The following is a 25,501-nucleotide window of genomic DNA, read 5'->3' as shown; positions in this document are numbered from 1 at the left end:
GTTTTCCGTCATTGCGAGAAGAATTACGTAGTAATTCGACGAAGCAATCTCAGGATATTTTATGAGATTGCCACGTCACTTCGCTCCTCGCAATGACGTTGAAAATTACGCAGATTTCTTATTAAAGTTTTTTTGTACTTGTTCTGCCATATTTTGCATATTATTAGAAGCATGATGAACATTTTCGGCAATATGCTTATTTGCGGCTTCAAATATTTTGTTTGAAGACTCATAAGCAATACTTGCTAATTCCTTAGCATTATCCATAGATGTTTCATAAATAGATTTTAAACATTTTTGATGACATTCACTAGCTTGTTTGAAATCTTTAGAATTTGCTGCTTCTTTAGTAGTATTCAAAATAGTATTAACATTATTTTGTATAATCTCGGAATTTTTCTTAAGCAAAGATTGCATACTTTCTGTGGCAATTTGATTAGTTGTTAAAAGAATATTCATAGCTCTTTGCATTGTATTCGTGATAGATGAAAGATCTACACTAGGGATATTTTTCATAGAACTCATATAAAATTCCGGATTCATATAGGATTTCATTAAATCTAAAAATTGTGTATTATTTAACATTATTCATTCTCCTAAAATAAATTAAATTTTTTACTTAAAAATTTTTTGTGTTTTATAGGTTACGTATATGTAAACATAAACCCTCAATTCATGCTAACATTTATAAAATTATGAGTCAATAATTGTTAGCATTAAGAATAATATTAAAAATAGTTAAGTTTTTATAAATGTTAGATACATCAATTCAAGAATTAATAGATAAGTGGCAAAAATACCTCGTTTTGCAAAGAAATTACTCTAATCATACAGTAATTTCTTATAATAATGACCTTAAGCATTTCCTTGAGTTTATGAATTATTATAATTCAGAGCTTGTAACGATAAATCATATTAAAACCGCAGATATAAGATTAATCCGAAGTTGGCTTGCAAAACGTAACTGTGATAATTTTACCACTTCTTCAATTTCACGTGGTTTATCTGCAGTAAAAAATTTTTATAGGTTTTTAGAGAAAACAACACAATTAAATAGTCATATAATTTTTTCTATAAACTCTCCTAAAAAGACTAAATTGTTACCAAAATCTTTATCGGAGGATGATGTAGTAATATCACTTGAACATATTGAAGAATACGGGAATGTTAAGTGGGTAGAACTTAGAAATAAAGCCCTACTTGTTCTTATATATGCTTCAGGTCTACGTATATCGGAGGCATTATCAATTACAAAACTTCATCTACAAAATCTAGAATTTATAAGAATAATAGGTAAAGGTAGTAAAGAAAGAATAATTCCGTGGTTACCGATTGCTAAAAATTTAATTACCCAATATTTAGAAATATTGCCGTATAAGCTAGGCGATAATGAACCAATATTTAGAGGAAAGCAGGGTAAGAAATTGCAGCCACCGGTATTTAATCGTGAATTAATTAAATTAAAGCATTTTTATGGTTTACCGCAGCATTTAACTGCTCATTCATTTAGGCATAGTTTTGCTTCACATTTGCTTGAGCATGGTGCAGATTTACGCTCTATTCAAGAGCTATTAGGTCATAAAAGTCTATCTACTACACAAAACTATACTAAAACAAGTATAAAGCATTTAGAGGCTGTATATACTACCGCATATCCAATTAAAAAATAAAATATATTAATATTCATAATCTTCTTGCGTTAATTTTAAGTTATATATTATATTATTTTAAAAACCTTATAAACATAATATATAAGAGGCTATCAGTAAATAAACTTTAATTAGTAATTAAAGAGCTTTTTTAGCGAAAATTAATAAGATTTTTGTCGGAATAGTTATTCATATTTCAAAAAAATCTTATAATTTGCAGCAAAAAAGAACTAAATTACCGGTTAAAATTTGTTTACTGATAGCCTCTTAAAAGCTAATATTGAGATATTAATATGCTAGAAACACCTAAATTACCTATGGGATATAAACCTTCTAAAGATGAAGAATATATGTGTCCTAATCACCTAGAATATTTTAGACAAAAACTTTTAAGATGGAAAGAGGATTTATTAAAGGAATCTCAAGAGACTTTAAATCATTTAAAGGAAGAAAATTTAAAAGAATCCGATCTTAACGATTGTGCTACTCATGAAACAGAAAGAGCTTTTGAGCTTCGTAGTAGAAATAGATATTGTAAATTAATGAGTAAAATAGAAGAAGCATTATCACGTATTAAAAATGGGGAATACGGTTACTGTGAAGAAACAGGCGACCCAATAGGTATAAAAAGATTAGAAGCACGACCTATTGCTGCATTATGTATTGAAGCTCAAGAGCGTCATGAAAATTATGAGAGAAGTCATTTGGATGAGCCTGGAAACTGAGCGGTTGGATATGAATCGTCATTGCGAGCCGGCATTTATGCCGGTGCGGCAATCTTGTCAAGCCTCCTGAGATTGCTTCGTCAATTGCTATGCAATTTCCTCGCAATGACGATTCGGGTATCCACGCGGGCAATGTCCCGACTATTAGCGATTATATACCTTAAAACCTAAAGAAGTTAGAGCATTTACCGTTTCAAATAAAGGTAATCCCATAACATTTGAATATGAGCCGGAAATAAATGAGATAAAAGCTTCTGCATAACCGGAAATTTTACACCCGCTGGCTTTATCTATCCCTTCATCTAAAGAACAATAAAAATTAATCTCTTCATCACTTAATTTTTTGAACTTAACAATAGTCTGAACTATTTTTTGTCTAACTGTAAGCTGATCATTCTCTTTTTTGATAATACATAAACCGGTATAGACGCGATGACGTCGTCCGGATACCATCTTAATACAATTCTTGACTTCTTCATAAGTAGTAGCTTTCGGCAATATTCTTCTACCTACTGCCGCTACGGTATCGGCAGCTATAATTATAGCGGATTCCTCTATTTGAGATGCAATTTTTATAGCTTTTTCGTAAGCAAGTCTTATGGCTAAGGGAGCGGGTAATTCACGCAAATTAGGTGTTTCGTCTATATCTGCCGGAATAATTTGTGAAGGGATAATTTTGATTCTGTTTAGTAACTCAATTCTTGCAGGAGAGCTTGATGCTAATATAATCGGTAGGTTTTTTTTGTTCTGCTTCATATTTATAAAGACTAGTGACGATGAATCACACGCCCCTTAGTTAAATCATAAGGAGTCATTTCTACCGTAACTTTATCTCCTAGTAATATTCTGATACGATTTTTACGCATCCTACCGGAAGTATGAGCAATAATTACATGATCATTCTCAAGCTTTACTCTAAAAGTAGCATTAGGTAAAAGTTCAAGTACTGTACCTGTAAACTGAATGAGGTCGTCTTTTGACATTATAATTTATGTTTTTATGGTCGGGGCGGAGAGATTCGAACTCCCGACCCTCTGGTCCCAAACCAGATGCGCTACCAGGCTGCGCTACGCCCCGAGAATTAATTATGTCTATACTATATACTCTATTATTCGTAGCAAATCAATTTGTTTATGCAAAAATTTATAGATTTTGCTCATATCGTCATTGCGAGCGAACGTAAATGAGCGTGGAAATCTTGTCAAATATCCTGAGATTGCTTCGTCGAAACTTGCAGTTTCTTCTCGCAATGACGATTTGGGTATTTCTTAAGTTTTATATACGATTTACTGAATTTCTATAAAAAATACTTTATCTATAAGTATTTTTATAGATATTTTAGTATTTAATTAATGTTTTTCAACTAAAAGTAATATGTTATTTATATAACAAAATTATAAGTTAGAAAAATTTTTGTTCTTTTAATAATTATTAATCATTTCATCTTATCCTCTTTTATTATTAATATTAATTAAAGCCCTGAATAAAAAATTAATTTTATTATTAACTTTTTTTAAAAGTGCAACATAGGTTCTGTGAACATCTCTAAAAAATAGTAAATTAATTAGAAATGTTCACAGAATCTAGCGAAAATATTAAGAATTTTTATCTTAATCTCATTTACCAAAGATTTTTAAAAATCTTCCAAAATACAGAAAATTTATATTTGTTTAATGAATACTAGTCTCGAATTGATAATTTAGAAAAATTAAGTCCAAATTTAGGAGATGTTATGTCAACTCAACGAAAAAATACTCTAAAAAATTTACTAAAAAAAGGCATGTTTGCATCAACTGCTGCAGTGATGCTGGCAAGTACGAGTGCACTTGGGGTTCGAACTGTCATAGGTCCAAATGCTGTGTTATCCACGGGCTTTAACCTTGACGGTGGAACGCCTTTTGCCCCAAATGACGATTTAGTACTTGGAGGACTGTACAATTTCACTGCTGATGTTTCAATGGGCTCTTTAAATATAGATGCCAATAATAACGCAGTTATGACTGTACCGGCCAATACAGCAATAAATCTTGGTAATGTTACATCTAATGGTGCTGGAGATGGACTAAGTGTCAATGTTCCTAATGATGGGGCGAGTCTAACTTTAACAGGTAACAATTATTACATTAATAATATGAATTTTAACGGTACTGCTAGTACTTTGAGTATTGCTTCTACTGTTCTTGCTCCTGCTAATTCTACTATTTTCTTTACTGAAGACACTATTATAACCGGTCTTCAGGGGCAAAACAATCTTACAATAGTTGTTAATACTGAATTTGTTGTTAAAGATCCGGCTTGGACTAAGGCAAATGCTATTAATATCGGTAACCTTGTTAACTCAAGATATAATCTTGTAACCGATACTTCAGATATAGTACTTTATCCAGGCGGTCCTCCTGAAGTTGTGGATGCACAACCTATAGCAAATATCAATTGGAGCGGTCCAAATTCTCTTTATGTAGTAACTAATGAATCAGCAAATCAAGCAAAATTTATAGCTACCGTACCACTAGTTCCTGCACAGGATTTATGGGGGCAATTAGGAGTACACGTGGCTGCCGGTAGCCGAGAAATTGCACTTAATGCAGGTAGCGGTAACGGAACAGGGGTGACAAAAAGGCTTAACATATTTAGTACCGATGGGATAGCTAATGAGGCAGGACAATCTCTAAATGAAAATCCGGTTACAGTTACAGGAACTATCTATGCGCAAACTATTCAGATAGGTAATCAGTATCAGCCTCTTGTTGGAGGAGATACGCCTTACGGTGTAGATTGGGAAACGGAAATTGATACCGGTGTTAAAGGGGTAGTACAATTTACGCACCCATCTTTAACGCGATTTCAACAAAACGTAATTTCTGACATAGATTTTAAAGGTACTGCCGCACAAGTAACGATAGCTAGCGGTGCAAATGTTGGCGGTGCTACCGGCGGGAATATAGATAATACAGGTCGTGCCTCCGTATTGCAGTTTAGAGTAAATAGTCTATAATCCTCAAACAGTAATAAGAGAGAATTATAGTTAAGGAGTTATGGCAAAAATAGATGTTAAGTGTAGATATTGTAACAACACAGAAGAAGTAATAAAGTCAGGATATTCAATTTCAAAACAACAGAGATATCAATGCAAGCGGTGTAATCGATATTTTCAATTGGAGTATATTAATAATGCATCTAAGCCTGGAGTTAAGGAGCAAATAGTAGAAATGTCAATCAACGGCTCTGGAGTTAGAGATACAGTAAGAGTATTAAAAGTGGGTATCAATACAGTTATCCGTGTTTTAAAAAAATCTAGTATTAAAAACAATAAATCATTCTATCAGTACAACAGAAGTAATTATTGCTCCTGAGATAGATGAACAATGGTCTTATGTACAGAATAAATCCAGACAACGATGGCTTTGGTATGCCTTGGATAAGATTTCGTTAAAAGTAGTTGCTTATACGTTTGGTACAAGATGTGATAGCACATTAGAATCATTACTGAAAAAACTAGAGAATTTCAAGGTGACTTTTTACTATACAGATGGATGGGGGAGTTATGCTAGGTTATTAGACCCTAAAAAGCATATTATCAGTAAAAAATACACTCAACGGATAGAACGAAGTAACTTGAACCTTAGAACGAGATGCAAGAGGCTTGCACGTAAGACAATCTGCTTTTCCAAGTCATTGGATATTCATGATAAGGTTATTGGTACTCTTATTGAACGTATAGCTTTTTAATAGGCGTAACTGCAATATGGAGGCATGACCAATAAAAGGACCAAGTAGTAAGCAATGGCTGACAAAAGGTAAAGTGATACTTGCTGATTTAGTTGATGATAAAGCTATATTATATGCTATGCATACAAATGAAGAAGATACTAATACTGCTTATGAAAGATTAAATGAGCATAGTAATAAATGGCATGATGCATCAAAAACTTTAAAACAAGGTCTTTTAGATGAACAAAAACATAAGAAATGGATAGAAAAACAACTTGAAGAGTAAATCTATATAAATTAATAAGGAGTAAAAATAAATTTTACTCCTTATATAATCTAAGCGTTATAAATATTAGCTGTGTGAATATTTCTAATAAAGAGTTAATTCTGGTTATTTTTTGCTGCAAATCATAACATATCTAAATCAACATTTAAAACAGTACTTAGTTTTTTTAGCGTATCTATTGTGCCTTTTCGTAATCCTTTCTCAATAAATGATATATATTGCTTAGTTTTACCAATTTTAATAGCTAATTGTTCTTGAGATAACCCTCTATATTCACGATAAACTTTAATAGGATTTTCGCCGTTTAGAATTTTTTGTACCAAATCTTCAGGAAAATATTCCTCATTTTTGGCTATAGCTTTGGCGTATAATGTTTCATCGGTAATACATTGTTTCTTATTGATAAGTTCCTGATATTCATTAAAAGGTATAACAACAAAAGCAGGCTTCCCTTGATATTCTATTATATGTTTATTACTCATTTATATACTTCTCCTCTAACATCAACATTAATTACTAGAATTTCTAACTTTCCTTTATTTATTCTATATATAACTCGATAATCTCCAACCCTTAATCTATAACCGTCATGTCCTATTAATTTCTTAATATTATTATTTTTCTTATTAGGATTTAACTTCAGTTGTTCTAATTTTTCTAATATAGCTTTTCTTTTATTTATAGAAATTTTGAGTAAATTTTTTAAAGCTGTTTTAGAAAAGTTGAGTTTATATTGCATTTAGAGCTAAGGATAGATTAATTTACAGTATACTCTTTTAAGAATATTAGTCAACACATTGTTGACTAATGCTAAGTAAGCATGAAACTTAAATTAAATAATAAGTTGAATTTGTGCAAGATTTATTATATTAATATTTGTAATTATTTTTCAGGAACTGCGATAGTTTTTATGGTAATTGCATGTAGTTTTTTATTTAATATTTCAGACAGGGCGTTTTTTACTAATTTATGTTGATTAATTAAAGAAAGTCCATTAAATTGAACATCTGATATTTCTAAGGCATAATGGTCTTGATCTCCTACTAAATCAGTAATTTTTATTATACTGTTTGGAAAGGATTCCTTAAGTATTTTTTCTAACTCTTCTGCAGATATTGCCATTATTTTATCACTTTTTAGATATAAAAGCCTAAAATTAATTAAAGTTTTTTTTAGTTAAAGTAAAGCTTTATATGAATTTTTATTATAGAATTTTAAACATTCATTGATAAACTCTACTCTTATGAATATAATAATTAATATTATTATGTCATTTATTAATTATTATGAAAAAAGAAGCTGAAGAATTAAAATTATTTATCTTAGAATGTTTGAATGAGAAAAAAGCAGAAGATATCGAGGTAATTGATTTAACAGGAAAACATAAATTAGCCGATTATATTATATTTGCTAGCGGCCGTTCGACTAAAAATGTTGGAGCAATTGCTGAATATGTAGCTTTAGAATTAAAAAATAATGCCGGTATAAATAGTAATATTGAGGGGCTGGGTAAATCAGAGTGGGTACTAATAGATGCAGGTACTATTTTAATTAATATTTTTTATCCTGAAGCACGGGAGCATTTTAAGCTAGAAGAAATTTGGAAAAGATGAACGATCATATTCTTATTAACGTTATAATTTTACTCGGTACTGCGGTTTTTATCGTGGCTATACTTAAGCGTCTTAGATTAAGTCCGGTACTTGGTTACTTAATTGCAGGAGCTGCAATAGGTGATCACGGTTTAAAAATCGTAACATATGACCAAACTAAGTTACTAGGTGAACTTGGTGTAGTATTTCTATTATTTGCAATAGGTCTTGAGTTATCCTTCGAGCGATTAAAAGCTATGAGACGATATGTCTTTGGTCTCGGTAGTTTGCAAGTTTTAACGACTGCTATAGTAATTGCCGGTGCAATGGTACTTATAGACGGTAATAGTAGTGCGGCTATTATTACCGGCGGTGGTCTTGCCCTTTCATCTACGGCACTTGTTATGCAGGTTATTGAGGAAAATCGTAGTCAATCAACGCAAATAGGAAGAGTTTCTTTAGCTATTCTGTTACTGCAAGATTTGGCCGTAGTTCCATTGCTTGTGGTAGTGCCGCTACTTGCCGACAGTAATAAAGCTTCGCTTGCGGCGGCTCTTGGTATTGCACTCTTAAAAGCCGTAACGGCCTTACTTACAATATTTATTGTCGGTCGTGTTTTTCTTCGTCCTGTATTTTCTTTCATTTCATCAGAAAGTAATAATGCAAGCGAGTTACCTATTTCGATGACTTTGTTAATAGTACTTTCTGCTGCTTGGGCTACCGAAACATTTGGTTTGTCTTTAGCTCTAGGAGCATTTGTTGCCGGAGTATTAGTTGCGGAAACCGAATTTAGATTGCAGGCAGAAGAAAGTATTTATCCTTTCAAAAGTTTATTTTTAGGATTGTTTTTCATGACCGTCGGTATGAATATCGACGCACTAGAAATGTATGAAAAAATATCTCATATTCTTACTTTATCTATTGCTTTAATAGGTATAAAAACCTTAATCATAACGGCTTTTTGTATTTTATTCGGTTTTAATAAAGGAGTTGCTTTTTATTCAGGCTTATTATTATCGCAAGGTGGAGAGTTTGGCTTTATATTATTCAGTTTAGGTAAAGATAGTGGAGTATTAGAAGAAAGTACTGCCGATATATTATTACTCGTAGTTACTTTTACTATGGCACTTACTCCATTACTCGCAGCTTTAGGGAAAAAGATTGCCGAGAAAGTTGATAAAGGACTTGGTAAAACTCCGACTCAAATGATTGAGCTTGGGGCAAGAGATTTAACAAACCATATTATTATTGCCGGACTTGGTAATACCGGTAAAATGGTAGCAAGAGTTTTGGAAGCGGAGGGTATAAGTTACGTAATACTTGATTTAGATGATGATAGAGTCAAAGAAGAGCTCTCAAACGGTTTACCGATTTTTAAAGGTGACGTATCGCAAGCCGATACTCTAAAGGCATTAGGTACGGAAAGAGCATTTGCTATAATACTTACTATGAATAATCAAGTAACTATCAAGAAATCGCTTAAAACAATTAGCGGTAATTATCAGGATATACCGATTGTCGTTAAGTTAAAAAACTTAAAAAATGCTAGAGAGTTTTATGATTTAGGTGCCACAACTATTATTCCGGAAAGTTATGAGACTGGATTACAAATCGGTGGAACAGTCCTAAAAAATATAGGTATTAGCGAGCAGGAAATTAATAGAATAAAAGTACAATTTAGGCTTGGTAATTATATAATAGCAAAAAAAGAGGATGCTTTATCTGAAGTGGAAGATAATGATTAAAGTTTTTATCATTTTAATTACGATAATATTATCAACAACAATTAACGCCGATAATAAAAAATTACCTATTCCAAGATTTGTTTCAATAAAATCTAATGAAGTAAATGCAAGGAGCGGACCAACCACTAAATCTGCCGTAGAATGGATTTTTGTTAAAAAAGGCGAACCGGTAGAAATAACTGCAGAGTACGAACAATGGCGACAAGTACGTGACATTAACGGCGAAGGCGGTTGGATACATTCAAGCGTTTTATCAGGTAAAAGATCAGTAGTTATTATCTCCGATAAGGAAATAGAGCTTACCAAATCCGCAGACCATAAAAGCCGAGTTATAGCAAAATTAATGCCCAAGGTTCGCTGCGGTTTAAAAAAATGCAAAGGACAATTCTGCCAAATTACATGTAAAGATTATACGGGATGGATCTCAAAGAAAGCAATTTGGGGGGTATATGATGATAATGATAGGTATTAATAGACTTTTTGCCTAACCTCTTTCTAAAGGTAATTTGTACATCAAGAAGGTAACTAGCATCCTCATGTATTTATATACGCTGCGGTGGCAAGTGCTTCCGTGTTTCCAGGGGGATTCCTCTTTATAAGATAAGTTATGCAAGAAGTCTAATACTTATAATAAATTGTAAAAGTAGTTTACTATCTAAGGTTAATTTGCTATATATGCAAACTTACTAAAAATATAATTATTTATGCAAAGATATTTAGACGGTACAAATGATGTCGCATTTAAAAAATTATTTAGCGATAAAGTAAAATTAATAAATTTATTGAACTCTCTTCTTAGGTTATCGAAAGGAGATAGAATCATAGATTTAAGCTATATAACTACTGAACAATTGCCTTTATTTCTTGAAGGGAAAAGAAGTTTGTTCGATCTAAAAGTTAAAGATGAAACCGGTAGATGGTATATAATCGAAATGCAGCGTAAAATGGAGAAAGATTATCGGTCATGCCTCCATATTGCAGTTACGCCTATTAAAAAGCTATACGTTCAATAAGAGTACCAATAACCTTATCATGAATATCCAATGACTTGGAAAAGCAGATTGTCTTACGTGCAAGCCTCTTGCATCTCGTTCTAAGGTTCAAGTTACTTCGTTCTATCCGTTGAGTGTATTTTTTACTGATAATATGCTTTTTAGGGTCTAATAACCTAGCATAACTCCCCCATCCATCTGTATAGTAAAAAGTCACCTTGAAATTCTCTAGTTTTTTCAGTAATGATTCTAATGTGCTATCACATCTTGTACCAAACGTATAAGCAACTACTTTTAACGAAATCTTATCCAAGGCATACCAAAGCCATCGTTGTCTGGATTTATTCTGTACATAAGACCATTGTTCATCTATCTCAGGAGCAATAATTACTTTTGTTGTACTGATAGAATGATTTATTGTTTTTAATACTAGATTTTTTTAAAACACGGATAACTGTATTGATACCCACTTTTAATACTCTTACTGTATCTCTAACTCCAGAGCCGTTGATTGACATTTCTACTATTTGCTCCTTAACTCCAGGCTTAGATGCATTATTAATATACTCCAATTGAAAATATCGATTACACCGCTTGCATTGATATCTCTGTTGTTTTGAAATTGAATATCCTGACTTTATTACTTCTTCTGTGTTGTTACAATATCTACACTTAACATCTATTTTTGCCATAACTCCTTAACTATAATTCTCTCTTATTACTGTTTGAGGATTATAGACTATTTACTCTAAACTGCAATACGGAGGCACGACCACCTCCTCTATTGACTCGAGAATTATTGATATCTCTGAATCGTATGGGATAATGTAATCTTTTGCTACTCCCATTTTTTCTAGTCTTTTATATATATCATCTTCTAGCCTTAAAGCAGCATGCCCTTTATATTTACCTTTTTTTAGAATTACCAAAATATCGGTATCACTATGATAACCGTTGAGTAGATCACGCACCCAGTCACCCCTAGCAAAAGAGCCGTATAAGATAATCATAGCAATTTTATCTCTTGCGACACCTAGAATTTGACCTACAATATAACTAATCTTTGCTCTAACTCTAATAGAACGTTCAGGAAATTCAGTCTTCATTTAAATATCTATATTTTACATTTCTGCTGTTAGTTTTTTTATTTCTTCTATTTTAAGCTTAGTATATCGTACTATTTTCTCTATAGGTTCATTCTCTATTAACATTTCTTTTGCTGTTTCAATTTTCTCTTGTTCTATGCCCTTCTCCATACCGGCATTAAACTTTTCCTCAAACTTGTCTATTTCTTGTTGTATAGCCATTTCAGCTCTAAAGTAATCATCATGCTCTTGGTCCGTCCATTTATATTGCTCTAAACTTGCATATGCCGATAACACAATTTCATTTTTAATCTCTTTTGGCGGTTCTTGTTCTTGCGAAGCATATTTTAATAAATGTAACCATTCATCGGTATCATCTTTAAGATCATTTTTTTTAAATTTTCCTAGTTCAATAAATACATAAGTTAACGAGGTCATGCCTCCATATTGCAGTTACGCCTATTAAAAAGCTATACGTTCAATAAGAGTACCAATAACCTTATCATGAATATCCAATGACTTGGAAAAGCAGATTGTCTTACGTGCAAGCCTCTTGCATCTCGTTCTAAGGTTCAAGTTACTTCGTTCTATCCGTTGAGTGTATTTTTTACTGATAATATGCTTTTTAGGGTCTAATAACCTAGCATAACTCCCCCATCCATCTGTATAGTAAAAAGTCACCTTGAAATTCTCTAGTTTTTTCAGTAATGATTCTAATGTGCTATCACATCTTGTACCAAACGTATAAGCAACTACTTTTAACGAAATCTTATCCAAGGCATACCAAAGCCATCGTTGTCTGGATTTATTCTGTACATAAGACCATTGTTCATCTATCTCAGGAGCAATAATTACTTTTGTTGTACTGATAGAATGATTTATTGTTTTTAATACTAGATTTTTTTAAAACACGGATAACTGTATTGATACCCGCTTTTAATACTCTTACTGTATCTCTAACTCCAGAGCCGTTGATTGACATTTCTACTATTTGCTCCTTAACTCCAGGCTTAGATGCATTATTAATATACTCCAATTGAAAATATCGATTACACCGCTTGCATTGATATCTCTGTTGTTTTGAAATTGAATATCCTGACTTTATTACTTCTTCTGTGTTGTTACAATATCTACACTTAACATCTATTTTTGCCATAACTCCTTAACTATAATTCTCTCTTATTACTGTTTGAGGATTATAGACTATTTACTCTAAACTGCAATACGGAGGCACGACCAGATTATCTTAATAGAACGCAGCTTTACGGTTGTTATACCTATGTTAGTCAAATTAAGAAAGGTATGAAACATAGGGATTTATTGCCGGTAGTAATAATTTCTATCATAGGAACAAAAGCTTTGCCTGATGAATTGCCGTATGTTAGCTATCATCATATAAAAGAAAGCAATACCCATAAACAATATTTGTTTTCGTTAACTGGTCGTGCCTCCGTATTGCAGTTTAGAGTAAATAGTCTATAATCCTCAAACAGTAATAAGAGAGAATTATAGTTAAGGAGTTATGGCAAAAATAGATGTTAAGTGTAGATATTGTAACAACACAGAAGAAGTAATAAAGTCAGGATATTCAATTTCAAAACAACAGAGATATCAATGCAAGCGGTGTAATCGATATTTTCAATTGGAGTATATTAATAATGCATCTAAGCCTGGAGTTAAGGAGCAAATAGTAGAAATGTCAATCAACGGCTCTGGAGTTAGAGATACAGTAAGAGTATTAAAAGCGGGTATCAATACAGTTATCCGTGTTTTAAAAAAATCTAGTATTAAAAACAATAAATCATTCTATCAGTACAACAAAAGTAATTATTGCTCCTGAGATAGATGAACAATGGTCTTATGTACAGAATAAATCCAGACAACGATGGCTTTGGTATGCCTTGGATAAGATTTCGTTAAAAGTAGTTGCTTATACGTTTGGTACAAGATGTGATAGCACATTAGAATCATTACTGAAAAAACTAGAGAATTTCAAGGTGACTTTTTACTATACAGATGGATGGGGGAGTTATGCTAGGTTATTAGACCCTAAAAAGCATATTATCAGTAAAAAATACACTCAACGGATAGAACGAAGTAACTTGAACCTTAGAACGAGATGCAAGAGGCTTGCACGTAAGACAATCTGCTTTTCCAAGTCATTGGATATTCATGATAAGGTTATTGGTACTCTTATTGAACGTATAGCTTTTTAATAGGCGTAACTGCAATATGGAGGCATGACCAGTTAGAAAAAGGACGTTATTTTTTCACTGATATTAAAAAAGAAGGTATTCTTTTATATGATAGCGGTGAATTTACTTTAAGCGAAGCTAAAGATTTGCCTTGGAGTGAGATGAAAGAAATTGCTAAAGATAATTATGATTATTGGTTTGGTAGAGGTAAAGGCTTTTTAAAAGGGGCAACTACTTATTTAAACGATTTGGAGTATGCTTTATCAGCCTTTTCACTTCATCAAGCTACCGAAAGTTTTTACAGTACTATTTTATTAGTTTTTTCTAACTATAAACCTAAATTGCATGATATAAAAAAGTTAGGAAGTAGAGTAAGAAAATATCATATAGAACTATTGCAAGTATTCCCTATGGAAACACCGGAGCAAGAGGAATGTTTTAAGTTACTACAAAAAGCTTATGTTGATGCGAGATATGATAAAAACTATAAAATTACTAAAGAACAGCTGCTTTATCTTATTGAGAGAATAGAAAAACTTAAAGAAATCACCGAAAGAATCTGTACAGCAAGGATTAATCAGTAAATTATGGGCATTGTTGCATGGATACCCAAACCGTCATTGCGAGGAGCGAAGCGACGTGGCAATCCAGAAAAATAATTAAAAAAATTCTGTAAATCAGAATTTTTTACTAGATTGCTTCGTCAAAATTTTCAATTTTTCCTCGCAATGACGTTAATTTATTAACTAATCCGCCTTTAGTTAGCAATACCTGCTTTCGGTTCATTTAAAATTTGATAAAATTATCTAAATATCGTATAGTATAGAACTTTTTATAATATTAAAAATTTTATGAGTAAGAAGCTTTATATTAAGACCTACGGCTGTCAGATGAATGTTTATGACTCCGTTAAGATGCAGGATTTGCTTTATCCTTTTGGTTATGAACCTACGGAAAATATTGAAGAAGCTGATGTTATTATCCTAAATACCTGTCATATCAGAGAGAAAGCAGCCGAGAAAACTTATTCAGAACTCGGACGTATTAAAAAACTACAAGATACAAGAAAAAGACAAGGCTTAAACTCTGCAATAATAGTTGTGGCTGGCTGTGTTGCACAAGCGGAGGGGGAAGAGATTTTCTCAAGAACTCCTTATGTCGATATTGTTGTCGGTCCGCAATCTTATTATAACCTACCGGAATTAATCTCAAAAGTCGTCAGACACGAAAAACATTTAATCGATCTTGATTTTGTTGAAGAAGCGAAATTTGATAATTTACCGGAACAATTATATCCGCAAGGTGCTAGTAGCTTTATATCGGTGCAAGAAGGATGCGATAAATTTTGTACTTTCTGTGTGGTGCCTTATACAAGAGGAGCTGAATTTTCAAGGAACGTAGAGCAGGTCTATAGAGAAGCGTTAAAAGTAGTTAGCAGCGGTGCTAAAGAAATTACACTACTTGGGCAAAATGTTAATGCTTATCACGGTAAAGGACCTGATGATAAGATATTTACTCTAGCCGATTTACTGGGACATCTAGCACAAATCCCAAATTTAGAGAGATTGCGTTATATGACGTCGCACTCGATAGATATGACTGATGATCTAATAAAACTGCACGGCACTGAACCTAAATTAATGCCGTTTTTACATCTTCCGGTGCAATCAGGTTCAAATAAAATATTAAAAGCCATGAACCGTAAGCATGATCGGGATTATTATTTTGATATAATTAATCGCTTAAGAGAGGCAAGACCCGATATAGTTTTATCCTCTGATTTTATTGTCGGTTTTCCCGGTGAAACTGATGAAGATTTTGAGGATACTTTAGATTTGGTCCGAAGAGTAAAATACGGTCAGTGCTATTCGTTTAAATATAGCCCTCGTCCCGGTACGCCGGGAGCAACTAGAACGGATCAAGTTCCGGAACATATAAAATCAGAAAGATTAAGTATATTGCAACAAGAACTTATGGCTCAGCAACTAGCTTTTAATGAAAGTTGTGTCGGTAGTACTATGAAAGTTTTATTCGACCGCAACGGTAAATTCGATGATCAGATAATAGGCAAAACTCCATACATGCAGTCCGTATATATCCAAAACCCTAATAAGTCTTTACTCGGTAAAATCATTGATGTAAAAATTACTAAGGCTGCAAGTAATAGCTTAAGCGGTGAGGTAATTTGATTATATAATTTACGTATACTCCGAAGTAAAATGAAAAGTTGATAGACGAAGCTCAATTTGGAAAAGAGCAAGGAGTCTGTAAGCCGAAGAGCGGAGCGTATAATAATACGTGAACATCTGAGGTCTTACAAAGACGACGTAGCCAATTTTTCAAATTCAGCGAGTATATTACAAAAATAAACGTTGTAAATAATAACTTATGTATGTTATTATTTACAGCATGATAAATAGACATATAACATCATTTGTAAAGCAATCTTTAAAAGATTTTTCTGCAGTGCTTATTATCGGAGCTAGGCAAGTTGGTAAATCCACGGTAGTAAAACAATTATATGACGAAGGAATTTTTAAGTCATATGTTACTTTAGACGATATTTCGCAATTAGAAGCAGTAACGGAGGATCCTCACGGGTTTATAAAAAATGCAAGTTATCCTCTTGCTATTGACGAGATTCAAAGAGCACCGGATCTTTTAAAAGCTATAAAAAAGTCAATTGATGAAGATAAGAGACCGGGACGTTTCCTCTTAACTGGCTCTGCTAATATTTTTTCTTACCCGGGAGTATCTGAAAGTTTGGCAGGGCGTGTTGACATAATACATCTTGAAGGGTTAAGTTTAGGAGAAATTTTAAATCAAAATAACCCTGCTACTTTTATATTAGATATTTTTTCAGGGGCAACTATTTCTGAATTAAAAGACAAATGGACTAAAGAGTTAGAATATAAACCAGAAATAAATAACCGATCTTTAAGTGAATATATTTTCTATGGCGGATTTCCGGAAGTTGTATTAAAAAAGCAAGAAAGATTTCGTGAACGTTGGTTTTCTTCGTATCAATCAGCCTATATTGAGCGAGATGTACGAAATATTAATAAATTTTTAGATGTTGTTTCTTTTGCTAGACTTTTTCGCTTGATTGGTTTACAAAGTGGTAATTTATTAAATCAAAAAAATTTAGGCATTGAAATAGGATTGGATCAAAGAACAATATCAAGATATTTAGAGGTTTTAGAAACAACTTTTCAAGTAACTCAATTAACACCTTGGTTTAGTCACACACGTAAAAGATTAATAAAAACCTCTAAGATTTATATGAATGATTCAGGTTATACATCGTATTTAAACGGTATAACCACTCCTAACTTATTGTTAAATAGTCCTTATTACGGAACAATATTTGAAACATGGTTATGGGCGGAACTTAGAAAAATATTAACTTTAACTACGGGTATAGAGCAAGCATTTTATCGTACGCATTTAGGAAAAGAAGTTGATTTTCTTTTATATAAAGGTGATATATTTTGTGGCATAGAGTGTAAAGCCACAGAAACTATTCAAAGCCGGCATTTTATGGGTCTTAAAGATTTATCAGAAGCATTAGCCCCGCGAATTATGCATGGCATTATACTTTATAATGGTAATGAAATAATCAGTTTTTCCGACAAATTTCTTGCACTTCCTTTAAAGTGTATAATTTAAAATATTATCTATTAAATGTATAAATCTCTATTTTTTTGTTTAAAAATTTTTGCCGTACTTATTTTAGTAGGTTGCGGGGTTACTGCTTATATAATATATCACTATTCACGTGATTTACCTGATTACTCACAGCTTGCACGTTATTATCCCCCGTCGGTAACGCGTATCTATTCTCATGACGGTAAATTAATGGAGGAGTACGCTTTTGAACGTCGTGTATTTGTACCGATTAATAGCATACCTAGTTCATTAATAGAAAGTTTTATCGCAGCCGAGGATAAGAATTTCTATAACCATCCTGGTGTTGATTTGCTTGGAATAATTAGAGCAGCATTTTTAAACATATCTAATTATTTACATCATAGGCGTATGGAAGGAGCATCTACCATTACGCAGCAAGTGGTTAAAAATTTTCTACTAACTAACGAAGTTTCTCTTGAACGTAAGATTAAAGAGGCGATTCTTTCTTATATGATTTCAAGAGTATTTACTAAGGATCAAATCTTAGAATTATATCTTAATCAAACATTCTTTGGTCGTGGTGCTTACGGTGTTGCGGCGGCTGCACAAAATTATTTTAATAAATCCGTAGAGGAACTTACCATTGCAGAATCAGCTTTTATTGCGGCACTTCCTAAAGCCCCTTCCGAACTTAATCCAGAGAGAAACTACGCTAGAGTAAAAGCTCGTCGTGATTATGTAATAGCACGTATGTTTGAAGATGGTTATATAACAAAAGATGCTGCGAAAGAAGCTATGGGTAGCCCAATAGTTTTACGTAAACGAGCTAAAGAAGAAACTGTTACGGCAGATTATTATGCTGCACAGGTTAGAGAAGAAGTAATTAGGATGTTAAATAGTAAGGAAGAATTTTATACCGGAGGTCTTACTATTATCACTTCTTTAGATGCAAAGATGCAGCAATTAGCCGAAAATTCTCTAAGGAAAGGTCTAAGAGAATTTGATAGAAGACGTGGTTTTAGAAAGCCTATAGCTAATATTCCTCTTGATAATTGGCAAGAGGAGATAAAAAAACTACCGACCCCTCCATCGCTTTTAGAATATAAATTAGCTGTAGTTCTAGATGTAGCCGATAATCATGCAGAGATTGGACTTATAGACGGCAGTAAATCTAAGATACCTATTGCTGAAATGAAATGGGCAAGAAGTAACCTTAAATCAGTGAAGACTTTGCTTAAAAAAGGTGATGTGATAGTGGTTGAGACTATAAAAGACGGCTATGCTCTTCGTCAAATTCCTGAAGTAAACGGGGCTATTATGGTTATGAACCCGAATACCGGACAGGTACTTGCAAGTGTTGGGGGATATGATTTTTCTACAAGTAAATTTGATAGAGTAACGCAAGCACTTCGTCAACCGGGTTCTTTGAGTAAAACCTTTGTTTATTTAGCAGCTCTTGAAAACGGTGTTAAGCCGAATCAGATTTTTAATGATGGACCTATTGAGATTCCGCAAGGTCCGGGTATGCCTAGCTGGCGTCCTAAAAATTATGAGGGTAAGTTTTTAGGCGAAATCACTATGCGTACCGGTCTTGAAAAATCTCGTAATCTTATAACTGTAAGAGTTGCAACTGCCGTAGGACTTACAAAAATCGTTGATATAATTAAGCGATTCGGTATTAATAATGAACCGAAAAAAGTTTACTCTATGGTACTCGGTTCAATTGAAACTACACTTAGCAGGATGACTAATGCTTATGCAATTATTGCTAACGGCGGTAAAAAAGTTGAACCTCATTTTGTAGAATTAATTAAAGACCGTAACGGTAAAATTATTTATAGGCGAGATAATAGAGAATGTCTTTCTTGTAATGTTTCGGACGCCAATTTAGATATCGCAATATTAGAAATACCGAAAGAAGATATTTATAGAGTTACGGATGAAGCTAGCGATTATCAAATTACTTCGTTTTTAACCGGAGCAATAGATAGAGGAACAGGTTATGCTGCGAAGAAGTTAGGGAAAATTATCGGTGGAAAAACCGGTACTAGTAACGATAGTAAAGATACATGGTTTGTAGGCTTTACGCCAAAAATAGTAGTCGGCAGTTATGTGGGTTATGATACACCGAAAGAGCTTGGAAAAAGAGCAACAGGTTCAAACGTAGTATTGCCGATTTTTATTGATTTTATGAGTAATGCTTATAAGGATGAGCCATCACTGCCTTTTAAAGTTCCAGATTCAATTAAGCTAATCGCCGTAGATAGAGCAACCGGTAAAATTACGCCAAGTGGCACTGTTATAGAAGCATTTAAAGTCAATAACATTCAGATGCTTGAGAACGAAGATATGATCGATAATCGTGATAATAACGATATTTTTGATTATGTGCCGAGTAAGGAAGATCAGTCTCAAGAGATTTATTAAGTATACTCGTTTAATTTGAAAAATTGGCGTCGTTGTTTTATATTTTTTGATCCTCACGTACTAGTATGTACGCTGCGGTCAAAAAATATAAAACGCCTTGCTCTTTTCCAAATTAAACTTCGTCTACCTGCTTATTCGTTTATTTGGAATTTTATTTTAACCTATGAAAAAAATTATTTTACACCTAATTGCCTTAATATCACTTACTATACCTTTTATAACTAAAGCTGATTGTTTTCTAGTTAAAGAAAATTATAAATTTATTAAACAAGAAGGTAATTGCGAGTCTCGTTATGCTCCATGTTCAACATTTAAAATTGTCTTAAGCTTGATGGGTTATGATGATGGGTTTTTAATTGATGAAACTCACCCGAAGTTACCTTTTAAAGAAGGATATGACGATTATCTTGAAGTTTGGAAGCAGCCGCATACGCCTAAAGACTGGATAAAAAACAGCTGTCTTTGGTATTCACGTCTTATTACTAAAGAATTAGGTTATGAAAAATTCCGTGATTATGTAACAAAATTTGATTATGGTAATCGTGATATTTCAGGAGATAAAGGAAAGAATAACGGTTTAACTAATTCATGGCTTTCTAGTTCTTTAGAAATTTCACCGGAAGAACAAATAGCTTTTCTTCAAAAACTTACGGAGAATAAATTGCCGGTAAGTGTTAAAGCCCAAGAAATGACTAAAAATATTATGTTTATTGAAGATTTTGCAGATGGGTGGAAGCTCTACGGCAAAACAGGTAGTGGAAATCGCCTTAATGAAGATAGAACTGTAAAGCTCAAAGATCGTCAAATAGGTTGGTTACAAAAAAATGACAGAAAAATTTTCTTTGTACATTTTATTGAAGATAAAAAACACCATGACTCTTATGCAAGTCTACGTTCTAAAGAAGCAGCAAAAGAAAAGCTAAAAGAATTGATAAATAAAGAATTGAAATAAATTTCAATTTTTATTTTCGAGGAACAACCAATAGTGAATTTGCTATTGGTTGTTGATTAAAAAGCAAGAATCTAAGTTATCTATACAGGAGTACCTTCGTCTTCATAGGATACTCCGGTCATATCTACCGTAGTATGATCATTATGCTCTGTGCTGTTGTTAAGTAGAGGAGCGTTATGCTCTTCAGTATCGTTAGCAGCAAGTTTATTTTCAGCAGCTCTTTCAGCTTCAATTTCATCAATATATTGTTTTAATTTAGCTTTTTTTGCGTTTTTATTTCTAACATACCAAGTTAATCCTGCAACTATTGCTACACCTATAACGGCAATTCCAGCTATACCAATTTTTATATACGGAGCAACTAAGGAATTATCGTTATCACTCTCATCAAACATATTTTCTTGAGGGTTATAAGTTGAATTGTAAGCAGTATTATTAAAATTTGCTACGGTGTTATTAATTAAATTTATTCCCGTTTCAGTCCAACTTTCAGTGTTATCGGAAAAGATTGATTCAGAAATTTCAGCAGTAGAATTTGTTAGTGTATTATTAACTGTATTAGTCGCCATTTCAGATAAATATTCTGTTACGGACTCTGTCCATCCCTCGGTTGTATTAATATCACTTGCTTGAGTAGTGCTAGATATCGGGTTAGCTATTAAATCCGTTATTTCTGAGAGAATCGCCTGTAGAGCATTTTCTTTCTCTACTTCAAATATTTCGCACCCTTTAATATCTCCTATAATAGGGTTATTATCCCCTGCGATATTAAGTATATCCTCAATGGTAGGATTTCCTTGAAGATTTTCTTGACATATTTTAAGCAAGCGTTCCTCATATATATAAGTCTTATCACCTTGTTTTTGCAATATATAATCCCGTATAGTCTTTCCATTATCATTAATCGCTGTAATAATAGCTTTATTTGCAGTTAATACTTCCTTTATTTTGAATATTCCTTCAAATACAAAATTGCTTGTTTCAGTATTTAATAATTCAATTCCTTTATTACACAGAGTTGTTAATATATTCTCTTTATGGCAAGTTGGTTCAATTAAACTAAGGGTAGGAGTAGTTAGATAGTAACTGGTCACATTATGCCCTATTTTAAGCATGTGGTATCCTTGACCACCAATTGTTTTTATTGTATTAGTAAGTCTTGCTGCGGTAGTTCAAGAAAAGTGTAATATGTAATTCATGCCGTTCTATCCTTAAGTTTTAAATTAAGGTGGCATAATAGATAAAACTAATAGATTAGTCAAGAAATTACTAATAAAAATTAATATTTAATATATAATCATTGCAATTGTATTCTTAATTGATAATTTTATTGTTTGAGTGATGTAAAAGTGTTACAACAATAATACTAATCAATAAAAATAAGTCTATATGTCTAAAAGTCCAAGAGTTAATGTTACTTTTGAGCCGGTAATTTCCACTTTGCTTAGTAATTTAGCAGTTCAAGAAAATAAATCTTTATCGAGTTTAGTCAGAGAATTAACACTTGAAGCTCTTGAAATGAGAGAAGATTTATTTCTGTCAAAAGTTGCTAAAAAGCTTGATAAAGAGAATGCTAAAACTTACTCTCACGAAGAAGCGTGGAAATGAATTATAAAATATGTTATCTAGAAGAAGTAACAAATAAGCATATCCCAATGCTTTCCTCCAATGCAAAAACTCTTATCAAATGTGCAATTGAAGAACGATTAATGTTTGAACCCATAGCTTTTGGTAAACCGTTACGCTATAGTTTGAAAGGTCATAGAAGATTCCGAATAAGTGATTATCGTATTATATACCGTATTGAACAAGAAACATCTACGGTAATTATTATTGCAATCAAACACAGAAAAGAAATATATCAGGAATTTATATAAGCCCTGTTATCTCTTGAAGTATCTAAAGAAATGTTATAAAGTCAAAAAGTTCATAAAAATTTGAGGATATTATGCAAGTAGTAAAAGCTTTAGAACAAATTTTAGCAGATAGTTATGCTTTATATTTTAAAACACAGAATTATCACTGGAATGTAGAAGGAGCAGAGTTTAGAAGTCTACATTTATTATTTGAAGGACAATATGAAGATTTAGCCGAAAGCTTAGATGAGCTTGCCGAAAGAATAAGAAGTTTAGGTGCTAAAGTCCCTGTATTATCAAATTTGATAAAACTTGCATCTATAGATGAGGCAAATCCAAACGTAACAGCAAACGAAATGCTTAAAAGTCTAACAAAAGATCAAGATATTATTAGAGATACATTATATAAGGGACTCAAAGTAGCACAAGCAGAGGGCGATGAGGGTACAGCTGATATGATTATTGGACGGATTAAAGTACATGAAAAAAACAGATGGATGCTGAAGAGTAGTATACTCTAATCGTCATTGCGAGCGACTGCAAGGAGCGTGACAATCTCATGAAGCAGTATTAGGATTGCTGAGATTGCCGCGTCGATGCTACGCATCTCCTCGCAATGACGTTGATACTTATAATAACAAAACCAACAAAATAAAAATAAAATGGAACAATACGATGTGGCCGTTATAGGCGGTGGTCCTGGTGGATATGTTGCGGCAATTAGAGCAGCACAATTAAAGAAAAAAGTTGTATTAATAGAAAAAGAACATTTAGGAGGGGTGTGCCTTAATTGGGGGTGTATACCGACTAAATCCCTGCTTAAATCTGCTGAGATTTTTGAATATATAAAACATGCTAAAGATTATGGAATTGATTCTAAAGGTGCTGAAATCAACATTAAGAAAATAGTTGAACGTTCAAGAGAAATTTCAGGTAAGCTAGCGGGCGGGGTTAAATTGTTACTTAAGAAAAATAAAGTTACCGTGATAGACGGAGTAGCAAGCCTTGCAGGAAATAAGGTAATAAATATAAATGATAACCTTAAGGTAAAAGCAGATAATATTATTATAGCTACCGGAGCAAGGTCTAGAGTGTTAAAAGGTTTTGAGCCTGACGGTAAACAAATATGGACTTCAAAAGAAGCTATGATACCGCAGCATGTGCCAAAATCTATGATTATTGTCGGCTCAGGTGCAATAGGTATAGAATTTGCTTCGTTTTATAATAATATCGGTGTGGATGTTACCGTAATTGAGGCACATAATAGAATATTGCCTGCCGAAGATACGGAAATTGCCGGAATCGCTCATAAGAATTTTGAGAAAAAGGGAATAAAAATTATTACAAATGCTAAATTAATTAAGCAAACAAAATCAAAAGATAAGATAGAAGTTGAGCTAGAGTTATCCGGTAAAGCGCAAAAGTTACAAGCCGAAATCTTGCTTATGGCAGTAGGCATTACGGCAAATACAGAAAATTTAGAACTTGAAAAGACCAAAATTAAAGTAGAAAACGGCTATATAGTTACTAACGGATTAATGCAAACTGCGGAATCAGGAATTTATGCTATAGGCGATGTGGCAGGAGTGCCTTGTTTAGCTCATAAAGCAAGCCATGAAGGTATTATTGCAGCGGAAAGCATAGCGGGCTTAAAACCCCATGCTATTAACAAACATAACATTCCAGGCTGCACTTATTCCTCACCGCAAATAGCAAGCGTTGGACTTACGGAAGAAGCAGCGAAAGCTTTAGGTTATGAATTAAAAATAGGCAGGTTCCCTTTTATAGCTAATGGCAAAGCTTTAGTAAGCGGTGATAGCGATGGCTTAATTAAAACTATATTTGATGCTAAGACGGGTGAGTTGCTCGGTGCTCATATGATAGGTTCGGAAGTTACGGAATTAATACAAGGATATGTGGTTTCAAAAAATTTAGAAGGAACGGAGTTGGATTTAATTAATACTATCTTTTCACATCCGACTTTATCGGAAATGATGCATGAGTCAGCCCTTGCTGCTTATGATAGGGCGATACATGTATGAACAAAGATAATTTAATCGAGAATTATGCAGTGGCGTTATTTAATAACGCTATGGTTGATAATATACAAGATAAAATCTTTGAAGAAATTACCGCTATAAATCGTATAATTACCGATAATTTTGATATTAGAGAGTTCCTATTTTCTCCTATAGTAAATAAGGATGATAAAATTAATGTGGTTAATTCGTTAGTAAAAAATACTAAATTTAACAAAATAGTGAATAATTTTTTATTGTTGTTGGTAAAAAATTCTCGTACTGCTATTTTATCTAATATAGTAGATGCTTATAATACTTTACTATATGAAAGTAAAAACATAAAAATAGTTCAGGTTATTTCTGCAAATAAGTTACAACCTAAAGAGCAAGAGTGGATTAAATCTCGTATAGAAAAAGAATTAAATCAAAAAACAGAAATATTATTTGATATTGATAGTACTATTATCGGCGGCATTATAATTAAATATGATAGTATGTTGCAAGATTACTCGATTAAGGGTAGTTTAGATAAAATAGCTAAGAGTTTGAAGAAAGTTAGGATTGCTGCGTAGGATCGATGTCATTCCTGCGAAAGCAGGAATCCAGCATAAAGCGAGATAACCCCCGCTTTTAGT

General features: G+C 32.8%; 28 protein-coding genes, 1 tRNA gene and 4 pseudogenes. 21 read left to right on the top strand and 12 right to left on the bottom strand.

Features of this window, described 5'->3' with window-relative positions:
* Nucleotides 1–105: 105 nt before the first annotated feature.
* A complete protein-coding gene (locus ACNFN7_RS02890; protein WP_485440743.1) occupies nucleotides 106–585 on the bottom strand; it encodes a phasin family protein in 480 nt (159 codons plus the stop codon).
* A 167-nt stretch (nucleotides 586–752) separates the two neighbouring features.
* Here ACNFN7_RS02890 and ACNFN7_RS02885 point away from each other — a divergent pair, with 167 nt between their 5' ends.
* A complete protein-coding gene (locus tag ACNFN7_RS02885) occupies nucleotides 753–1,670 on the top strand; it encodes a tyrosine recombinase XerC (protein ID WP_485440742.1) in 918 nt (305 codons plus the stop codon).
* 272 nt (nucleotides 1,671–1,942) lie between these two features.
* Complete coding sequence (dksA, locus tag ACNFN7_RS02880; protein WP_032073655.1) at nucleotides 1,943–2,374, top strand: RNA polymerase-binding protein DksA; 432 nt, start codon at nucleotides 1,943–1,945, stop codon at nucleotides 2,372–2,374.
* A 144-nt stretch (nucleotides 2,375–2,518) separates the two neighbouring features.
* Here the strand turns inward: dksA and ACNFN7_RS02875 are convergent, their stop codons facing one another.
* From ACNFN7_RS02875 to ACNFN7_RS02865, 3 genes are all read right to left on the bottom strand, one after another.
* Nucleotides 2,519–3,130 (bottom strand): Maf family protein, encoded by a 612-nt coding sequence (locus ACNFN7_RS02875; RefSeq protein WP_485440741.1) that lies wholly within the window; start codon nucleotides 3,128–3,130, stop codon nucleotides 2,519–2,521.
* An 11-nt stretch (nucleotides 3,131–3,141) separates the two neighbouring features.
* Entirely contained in the window at nucleotides 3,142–3,357 is a 216-nt protein-coding gene (infA, locus tag ACNFN7_RS02870; protein WP_008579354.1) for a translation initiation factor IF-1, read from the bottom strand.
* 17 nt (nucleotides 3,358–3,374) lie between these two features.
* Nucleotides 3,375–3,451: transfer RNA gene (locus ACNFN7_RS02865), tRNA-Pro, on the bottom strand.
* A 655-nt stretch (nucleotides 3,452–4,106) separates the two neighbouring features.
* Between ACNFN7_RS02865 and ACNFN7_RS02860 the strand changes: the two genes are divergently transcribed.
* The 3 genes and pseudogenes from ACNFN7_RS02860 to ACNFN7_RS02850 all read left to right on the top strand — a co-directional run bounded on the left by ACNFN7_RS02860 (nucleotide 4,107) and on the right by ACNFN7_RS02850 (nucleotide 6,371).
* On the top strand, nucleotides 4,107–5,369 hold the full coding sequence (locus ACNFN7_RS02860; protein WP_485440740.1) for a hypothetical protein: 1,263 nt from the start codon (nucleotides 4,107–4,109) through the stop codon (nucleotides 5,367–5,369).
* A 40-nt stretch (nucleotides 5,370–5,409) separates the two neighbouring features.
* A pseudogene (locus ACNFN7_RS02855) lies at nucleotides 5,410–6,103 on the top strand (IS1 family transposase).
* Nucleotides 6,104–6,176: 73 nt separating this feature from the next.
* Entirely contained in the window at nucleotides 6,177–6,371 is a 195-nt protein-coding gene (locus tag ACNFN7_RS02850) for a hypothetical protein (protein WP_485440739.1), read from the top strand.
* Nucleotides 6,372–6,493: 122 nt separating this feature from the next.
* Here ACNFN7_RS02850 and ACNFN7_RS02845 read toward each other — a convergent pair whose 3' ends face one another.
* From ACNFN7_RS02845 to ACNFN7_RS02835, 3 genes are all read right to left on the bottom strand, one after another.
* Nucleotides 6,494–6,853 carry a helix-turn-helix domain-containing protein gene (locus tag ACNFN7_RS02845; RefSeq protein WP_485440738.1) on the bottom strand — a complete coding sequence of 120 codons (360 nt, stop codon included), beginning with the start codon at nucleotides 6,851–6,853 and terminating at the stop codon, nucleotides 6,494–6,496.
* Nucleotides 6,850–7,110, bottom strand: a complete 261-nt coding sequence (locus ACNFN7_RS02840; RefSeq protein WP_485440737.1) for a type II toxin-antitoxin system RelE family toxin — start codon at nucleotides 7,108–7,110, stop codon at nucleotides 6,850–6,852. The genes ACNFN7_RS02845 and ACNFN7_RS02840 overlap by 4 nt, the downstream gene beginning before the upstream one ends.
* A gap of 143 nt (nucleotides 7,111–7,253) precedes the next feature.
* Entirely contained in the window at nucleotides 7,254–7,493 is a 240-nt protein-coding gene (locus tag ACNFN7_RS02835; protein ID WP_040256476.1) for a BolA/IbaG family iron-sulfur metabolism protein, read from the bottom strand.
* A gap of 164 nt (nucleotides 7,494–7,657) precedes the next feature.
* Between ACNFN7_RS02835 and rsfS the strand changes: the two genes are divergently transcribed.
* From rsfS to ACNFN7_RS02815, 4 genes are all read left to right on the top strand, one after another.
* Nucleotides 7,658–7,984 carry a ribosome silencing factor gene (gene rsfS, locus ACNFN7_RS02830; RefSeq protein ID WP_011271584.1) on the top strand — a complete coding sequence of 109 codons (327 nt, stop codon included), beginning with the start codon at nucleotides 7,658–7,660 and terminating at the stop codon, nucleotides 7,982–7,984.
* Nucleotides 7,981–9,708, top strand: a complete 1,728-nt coding sequence (locus ACNFN7_RS02825) for a cation:proton antiporter domain-containing protein (RefSeq protein WP_485440879.1) — start codon at nucleotides 7,981–7,983, stop codon at nucleotides 9,706–9,708. The genes rsfS and ACNFN7_RS02825 overlap by 4 nt, the downstream gene beginning before the upstream one ends.
* Nucleotides 9,701–10,180: an SH3 domain-containing protein gene (locus ACNFN7_RS02820; RefSeq protein WP_485440736.1), complete on the top strand. Its 480-nt coding sequence runs from the start codon at nucleotides 9,701–9,703 to the stop codon at nucleotides 10,178–10,180. Before ACNFN7_RS02825 ends, ACNFN7_RS02820 begins: the two co-directional genes overlap by 8 nt.
* A gap of 232 nt (nucleotides 10,181–10,412) precedes the next feature.
* The gene (locus tag ACNFN7_RS02815) at nucleotides 10,413–10,721 is read left to right on the top strand and encodes a PD-(D/E)XK nuclease family transposase (protein ID WP_485440735.1); all 309 of its coding nucleotides are present in this window, start codon (nucleotides 10,413–10,415) and stop codon (nucleotides 10,719–10,721) included.
* Here ACNFN7_RS02815 and ACNFN7_RS02810 read toward each other — a convergent pair.
* From ACNFN7_RS02810 to ACNFN7_RS02795, 4 genes and pseudogenes are all read right to left on the bottom strand, one after another.
* A protein-coding gene (locus ACNFN7_RS02810) for an IS1 family transposase (protein WP_485440526.1) occupies nucleotides 10,699–11,392 on the bottom strand; the annotation gives its coding sequence in 2 pieces (ribosomal slippage) (nucleotides 10,699–11,107 and nucleotides 11,106–11,392; 696 coding nt in all). The genes ACNFN7_RS02815 and ACNFN7_RS02810 overlap by 23 nt on opposite strands.
* An 81-nt stretch (nucleotides 11,393–11,473) precedes the next feature.
* A pseudogene (locus tag ACNFN7_RS02805) lies at nucleotides 11,474–11,806 on the bottom strand (nucleotidyltransferase domain-containing protein); the annotation flags it as partial.
* A gap of 192 nt (nucleotides 11,807–11,998) precedes the next feature.
* Nucleotides 11,999–12,223, bottom strand: a pseudogene (locus ACNFN7_RS02800) (PD-(D/E)XK nuclease family transposase); the annotation flags it as partial.
* Nucleotides 12,224–12,247: 24 nt separating this feature from the next.
* Nucleotides 12,248–12,941, bottom strand: a protein-coding gene (locus ACNFN7_RS02795; protein ID WP_485440658.1) for an IS1 family transposase whose coding sequence is annotated in 2 segments (ribosomal slippage) — nucleotides 12,248–12,656 and nucleotides 12,655–12,941 — 696 coding nt in all. Because the reading frame shifts where the segments join, the coding sequence is not laid out codon by codon here.
* A gap of 29 nt (nucleotides 12,942–12,970) precedes the next feature.
* Here ACNFN7_RS02795 and ACNFN7_RS02790 point away from each other — a divergent pair.
* The 7 genes and pseudogenes from ACNFN7_RS02790 to blaOXA all read left to right on the top strand — a co-directional run bounded on the left by ACNFN7_RS02790 (nucleotide 12,971) and on the right by blaOXA (nucleotide 20,989).
* Nucleotides 12,971–13,267: a PD-(D/E)XK nuclease family transposase gene (locus ACNFN7_RS02790; protein WP_485440878.1), complete on the top strand. Its 297-nt coding sequence runs from the start codon at nucleotides 12,971–12,973 to the stop codon at nucleotides 13,265–13,267.
* A 40-nt stretch (nucleotides 13,268–13,307) separates the two neighbouring features.
* A protein-coding gene (locus ACNFN7_RS02785) for an IS1 family transposase (protein WP_485440658.1) occupies nucleotides 13,308–14,001 on the top strand; the annotation gives its coding sequence in 2 pieces (ribosomal slippage) (nucleotides 13,308–13,594 and nucleotides 13,593–14,001; 696 coding nt in all).
* A 29-nt stretch (nucleotides 14,002–14,030) separates the two neighbouring features.
* Nucleotides 14,031–14,564: pseudogene (locus ACNFN7_RS02780) on the top strand (HEPN domain-containing protein); the annotation flags it as partial.
* Nucleotides 14,565–14,831: 267 nt separating this feature from the next.
* Nucleotides 14,832–16,169 carry a tRNA (N6-isopentenyl adenosine(37)-C2)-methylthiotransferase MiaB gene (gene miaB, locus ACNFN7_RS02775; RefSeq protein ID WP_485440734.1) on the top strand — a complete coding sequence of 446 codons (1,338 nt, stop codon included), beginning with the start codon at nucleotides 14,832–14,834 and terminating at the stop codon, nucleotides 16,167–16,169.
* Nucleotides 16,170–16,368: 199 nt separating this feature from the next.
* A complete protein-coding gene (locus ACNFN7_RS02770; protein WP_485440733.1) occupies nucleotides 16,369–17,649 on the top strand; it encodes an ATP-binding protein in 1,281 nt (426 codons plus the stop codon).
* 15 nt (nucleotides 17,650–17,664) lie between these two features.
* Nucleotides 17,665–20,037 carry a penicillin-binding protein 1A gene (locus tag ACNFN7_RS02765; protein ID WP_485440732.1) on the top strand — a complete coding sequence of 791 codons (2,373 nt, stop codon included), beginning with the start codon at nucleotides 17,665–17,667 and terminating at the stop codon, nucleotides 20,035–20,037.
* 163 nt (nucleotides 20,038–20,200) lie between these two features.
* Nucleotides 20,201–20,989, top strand: coding sequence for a class D beta-lactamase (gene blaOXA / locus ACNFN7_RS02760; protein ID WP_485440731.1), 789 nt, complete (start codon nucleotides 20,201–20,203; stop codon nucleotides 20,987–20,989).
* A gap of 80 nt (nucleotides 20,990–21,069) precedes the next feature.
* Here the strand turns inward: blaOXA and ACNFN7_RS02755 are convergent, their stop codons facing one another.
* Entirely contained in the window at nucleotides 21,070–22,104 is a 1,035-nt protein-coding gene (locus tag ACNFN7_RS02755; protein WP_485440730.1) for a hypothetical protein, read from the bottom strand.
* A gap of 274 nt (nucleotides 22,105–22,378) precedes the next feature.
* Here ACNFN7_RS02755 and ACNFN7_RS02750 point away from each other — a divergent pair, with 274 nt between their 5' ends.
* From ACNFN7_RS02750 to atpH, 5 genes are all read left to right on the top strand, one after another.
* On the top strand, nucleotides 22,379–22,597 hold the full coding sequence (locus ACNFN7_RS02750) for a DUF6290 family protein (RefSeq protein WP_485440729.1): 219 nt from the start codon (nucleotides 22,379–22,381) through the stop codon (nucleotides 22,595–22,597).
* Between the two features lie 47 nt (nucleotides 22,598–22,644).
* The gene (locus tag ACNFN7_RS02745) at nucleotides 22,645–22,866 is read left to right on the top strand and encodes a type II toxin-antitoxin system RelE family toxin (RefSeq protein WP_485440728.1); all 222 of its coding nucleotides are present in this window, start codon (nucleotides 22,645–22,647) and stop codon (nucleotides 22,864–22,866) included.
* Nucleotides 22,867–22,937: 71 nt separating this feature from the next.
* A complete protein-coding gene (locus tag ACNFN7_RS02740) occupies nucleotides 22,938–23,366 on the top strand; it encodes a Dps family protein (RefSeq protein WP_485440727.1) in 429 nt (142 codons plus the stop codon).
* A 141-nt stretch (nucleotides 23,367–23,507) separates the two neighbouring features.
* A complete protein-coding gene (lpdA, locus tag ACNFN7_RS02735) occupies nucleotides 23,508–24,887 on the top strand; it encodes a dihydrolipoyl dehydrogenase (protein WP_485440726.1) in 1,380 nt (459 codons plus the stop codon).
* Complete coding sequence (gene atpH / locus ACNFN7_RS02730) at nucleotides 24,884–25,438, top strand: ATP synthase F1 subunit delta (RefSeq protein WP_485440725.1); 555 nt, start codon at nucleotides 24,884–24,886, stop codon at nucleotides 25,436–25,438. Before lpdA ends, atpH begins: the two co-directional genes overlap by 4 nt.
* Nucleotides 25,439–25,501 lie beyond the last annotated feature (63 nt).

The organism is Rickettsia sp. MAE-05 (assembly GCF_057319745.1).
Note: the sequence above shows the minus strand (reverse complement) of the source record. Positions and strands in the feature narration are given on the sequence as shown.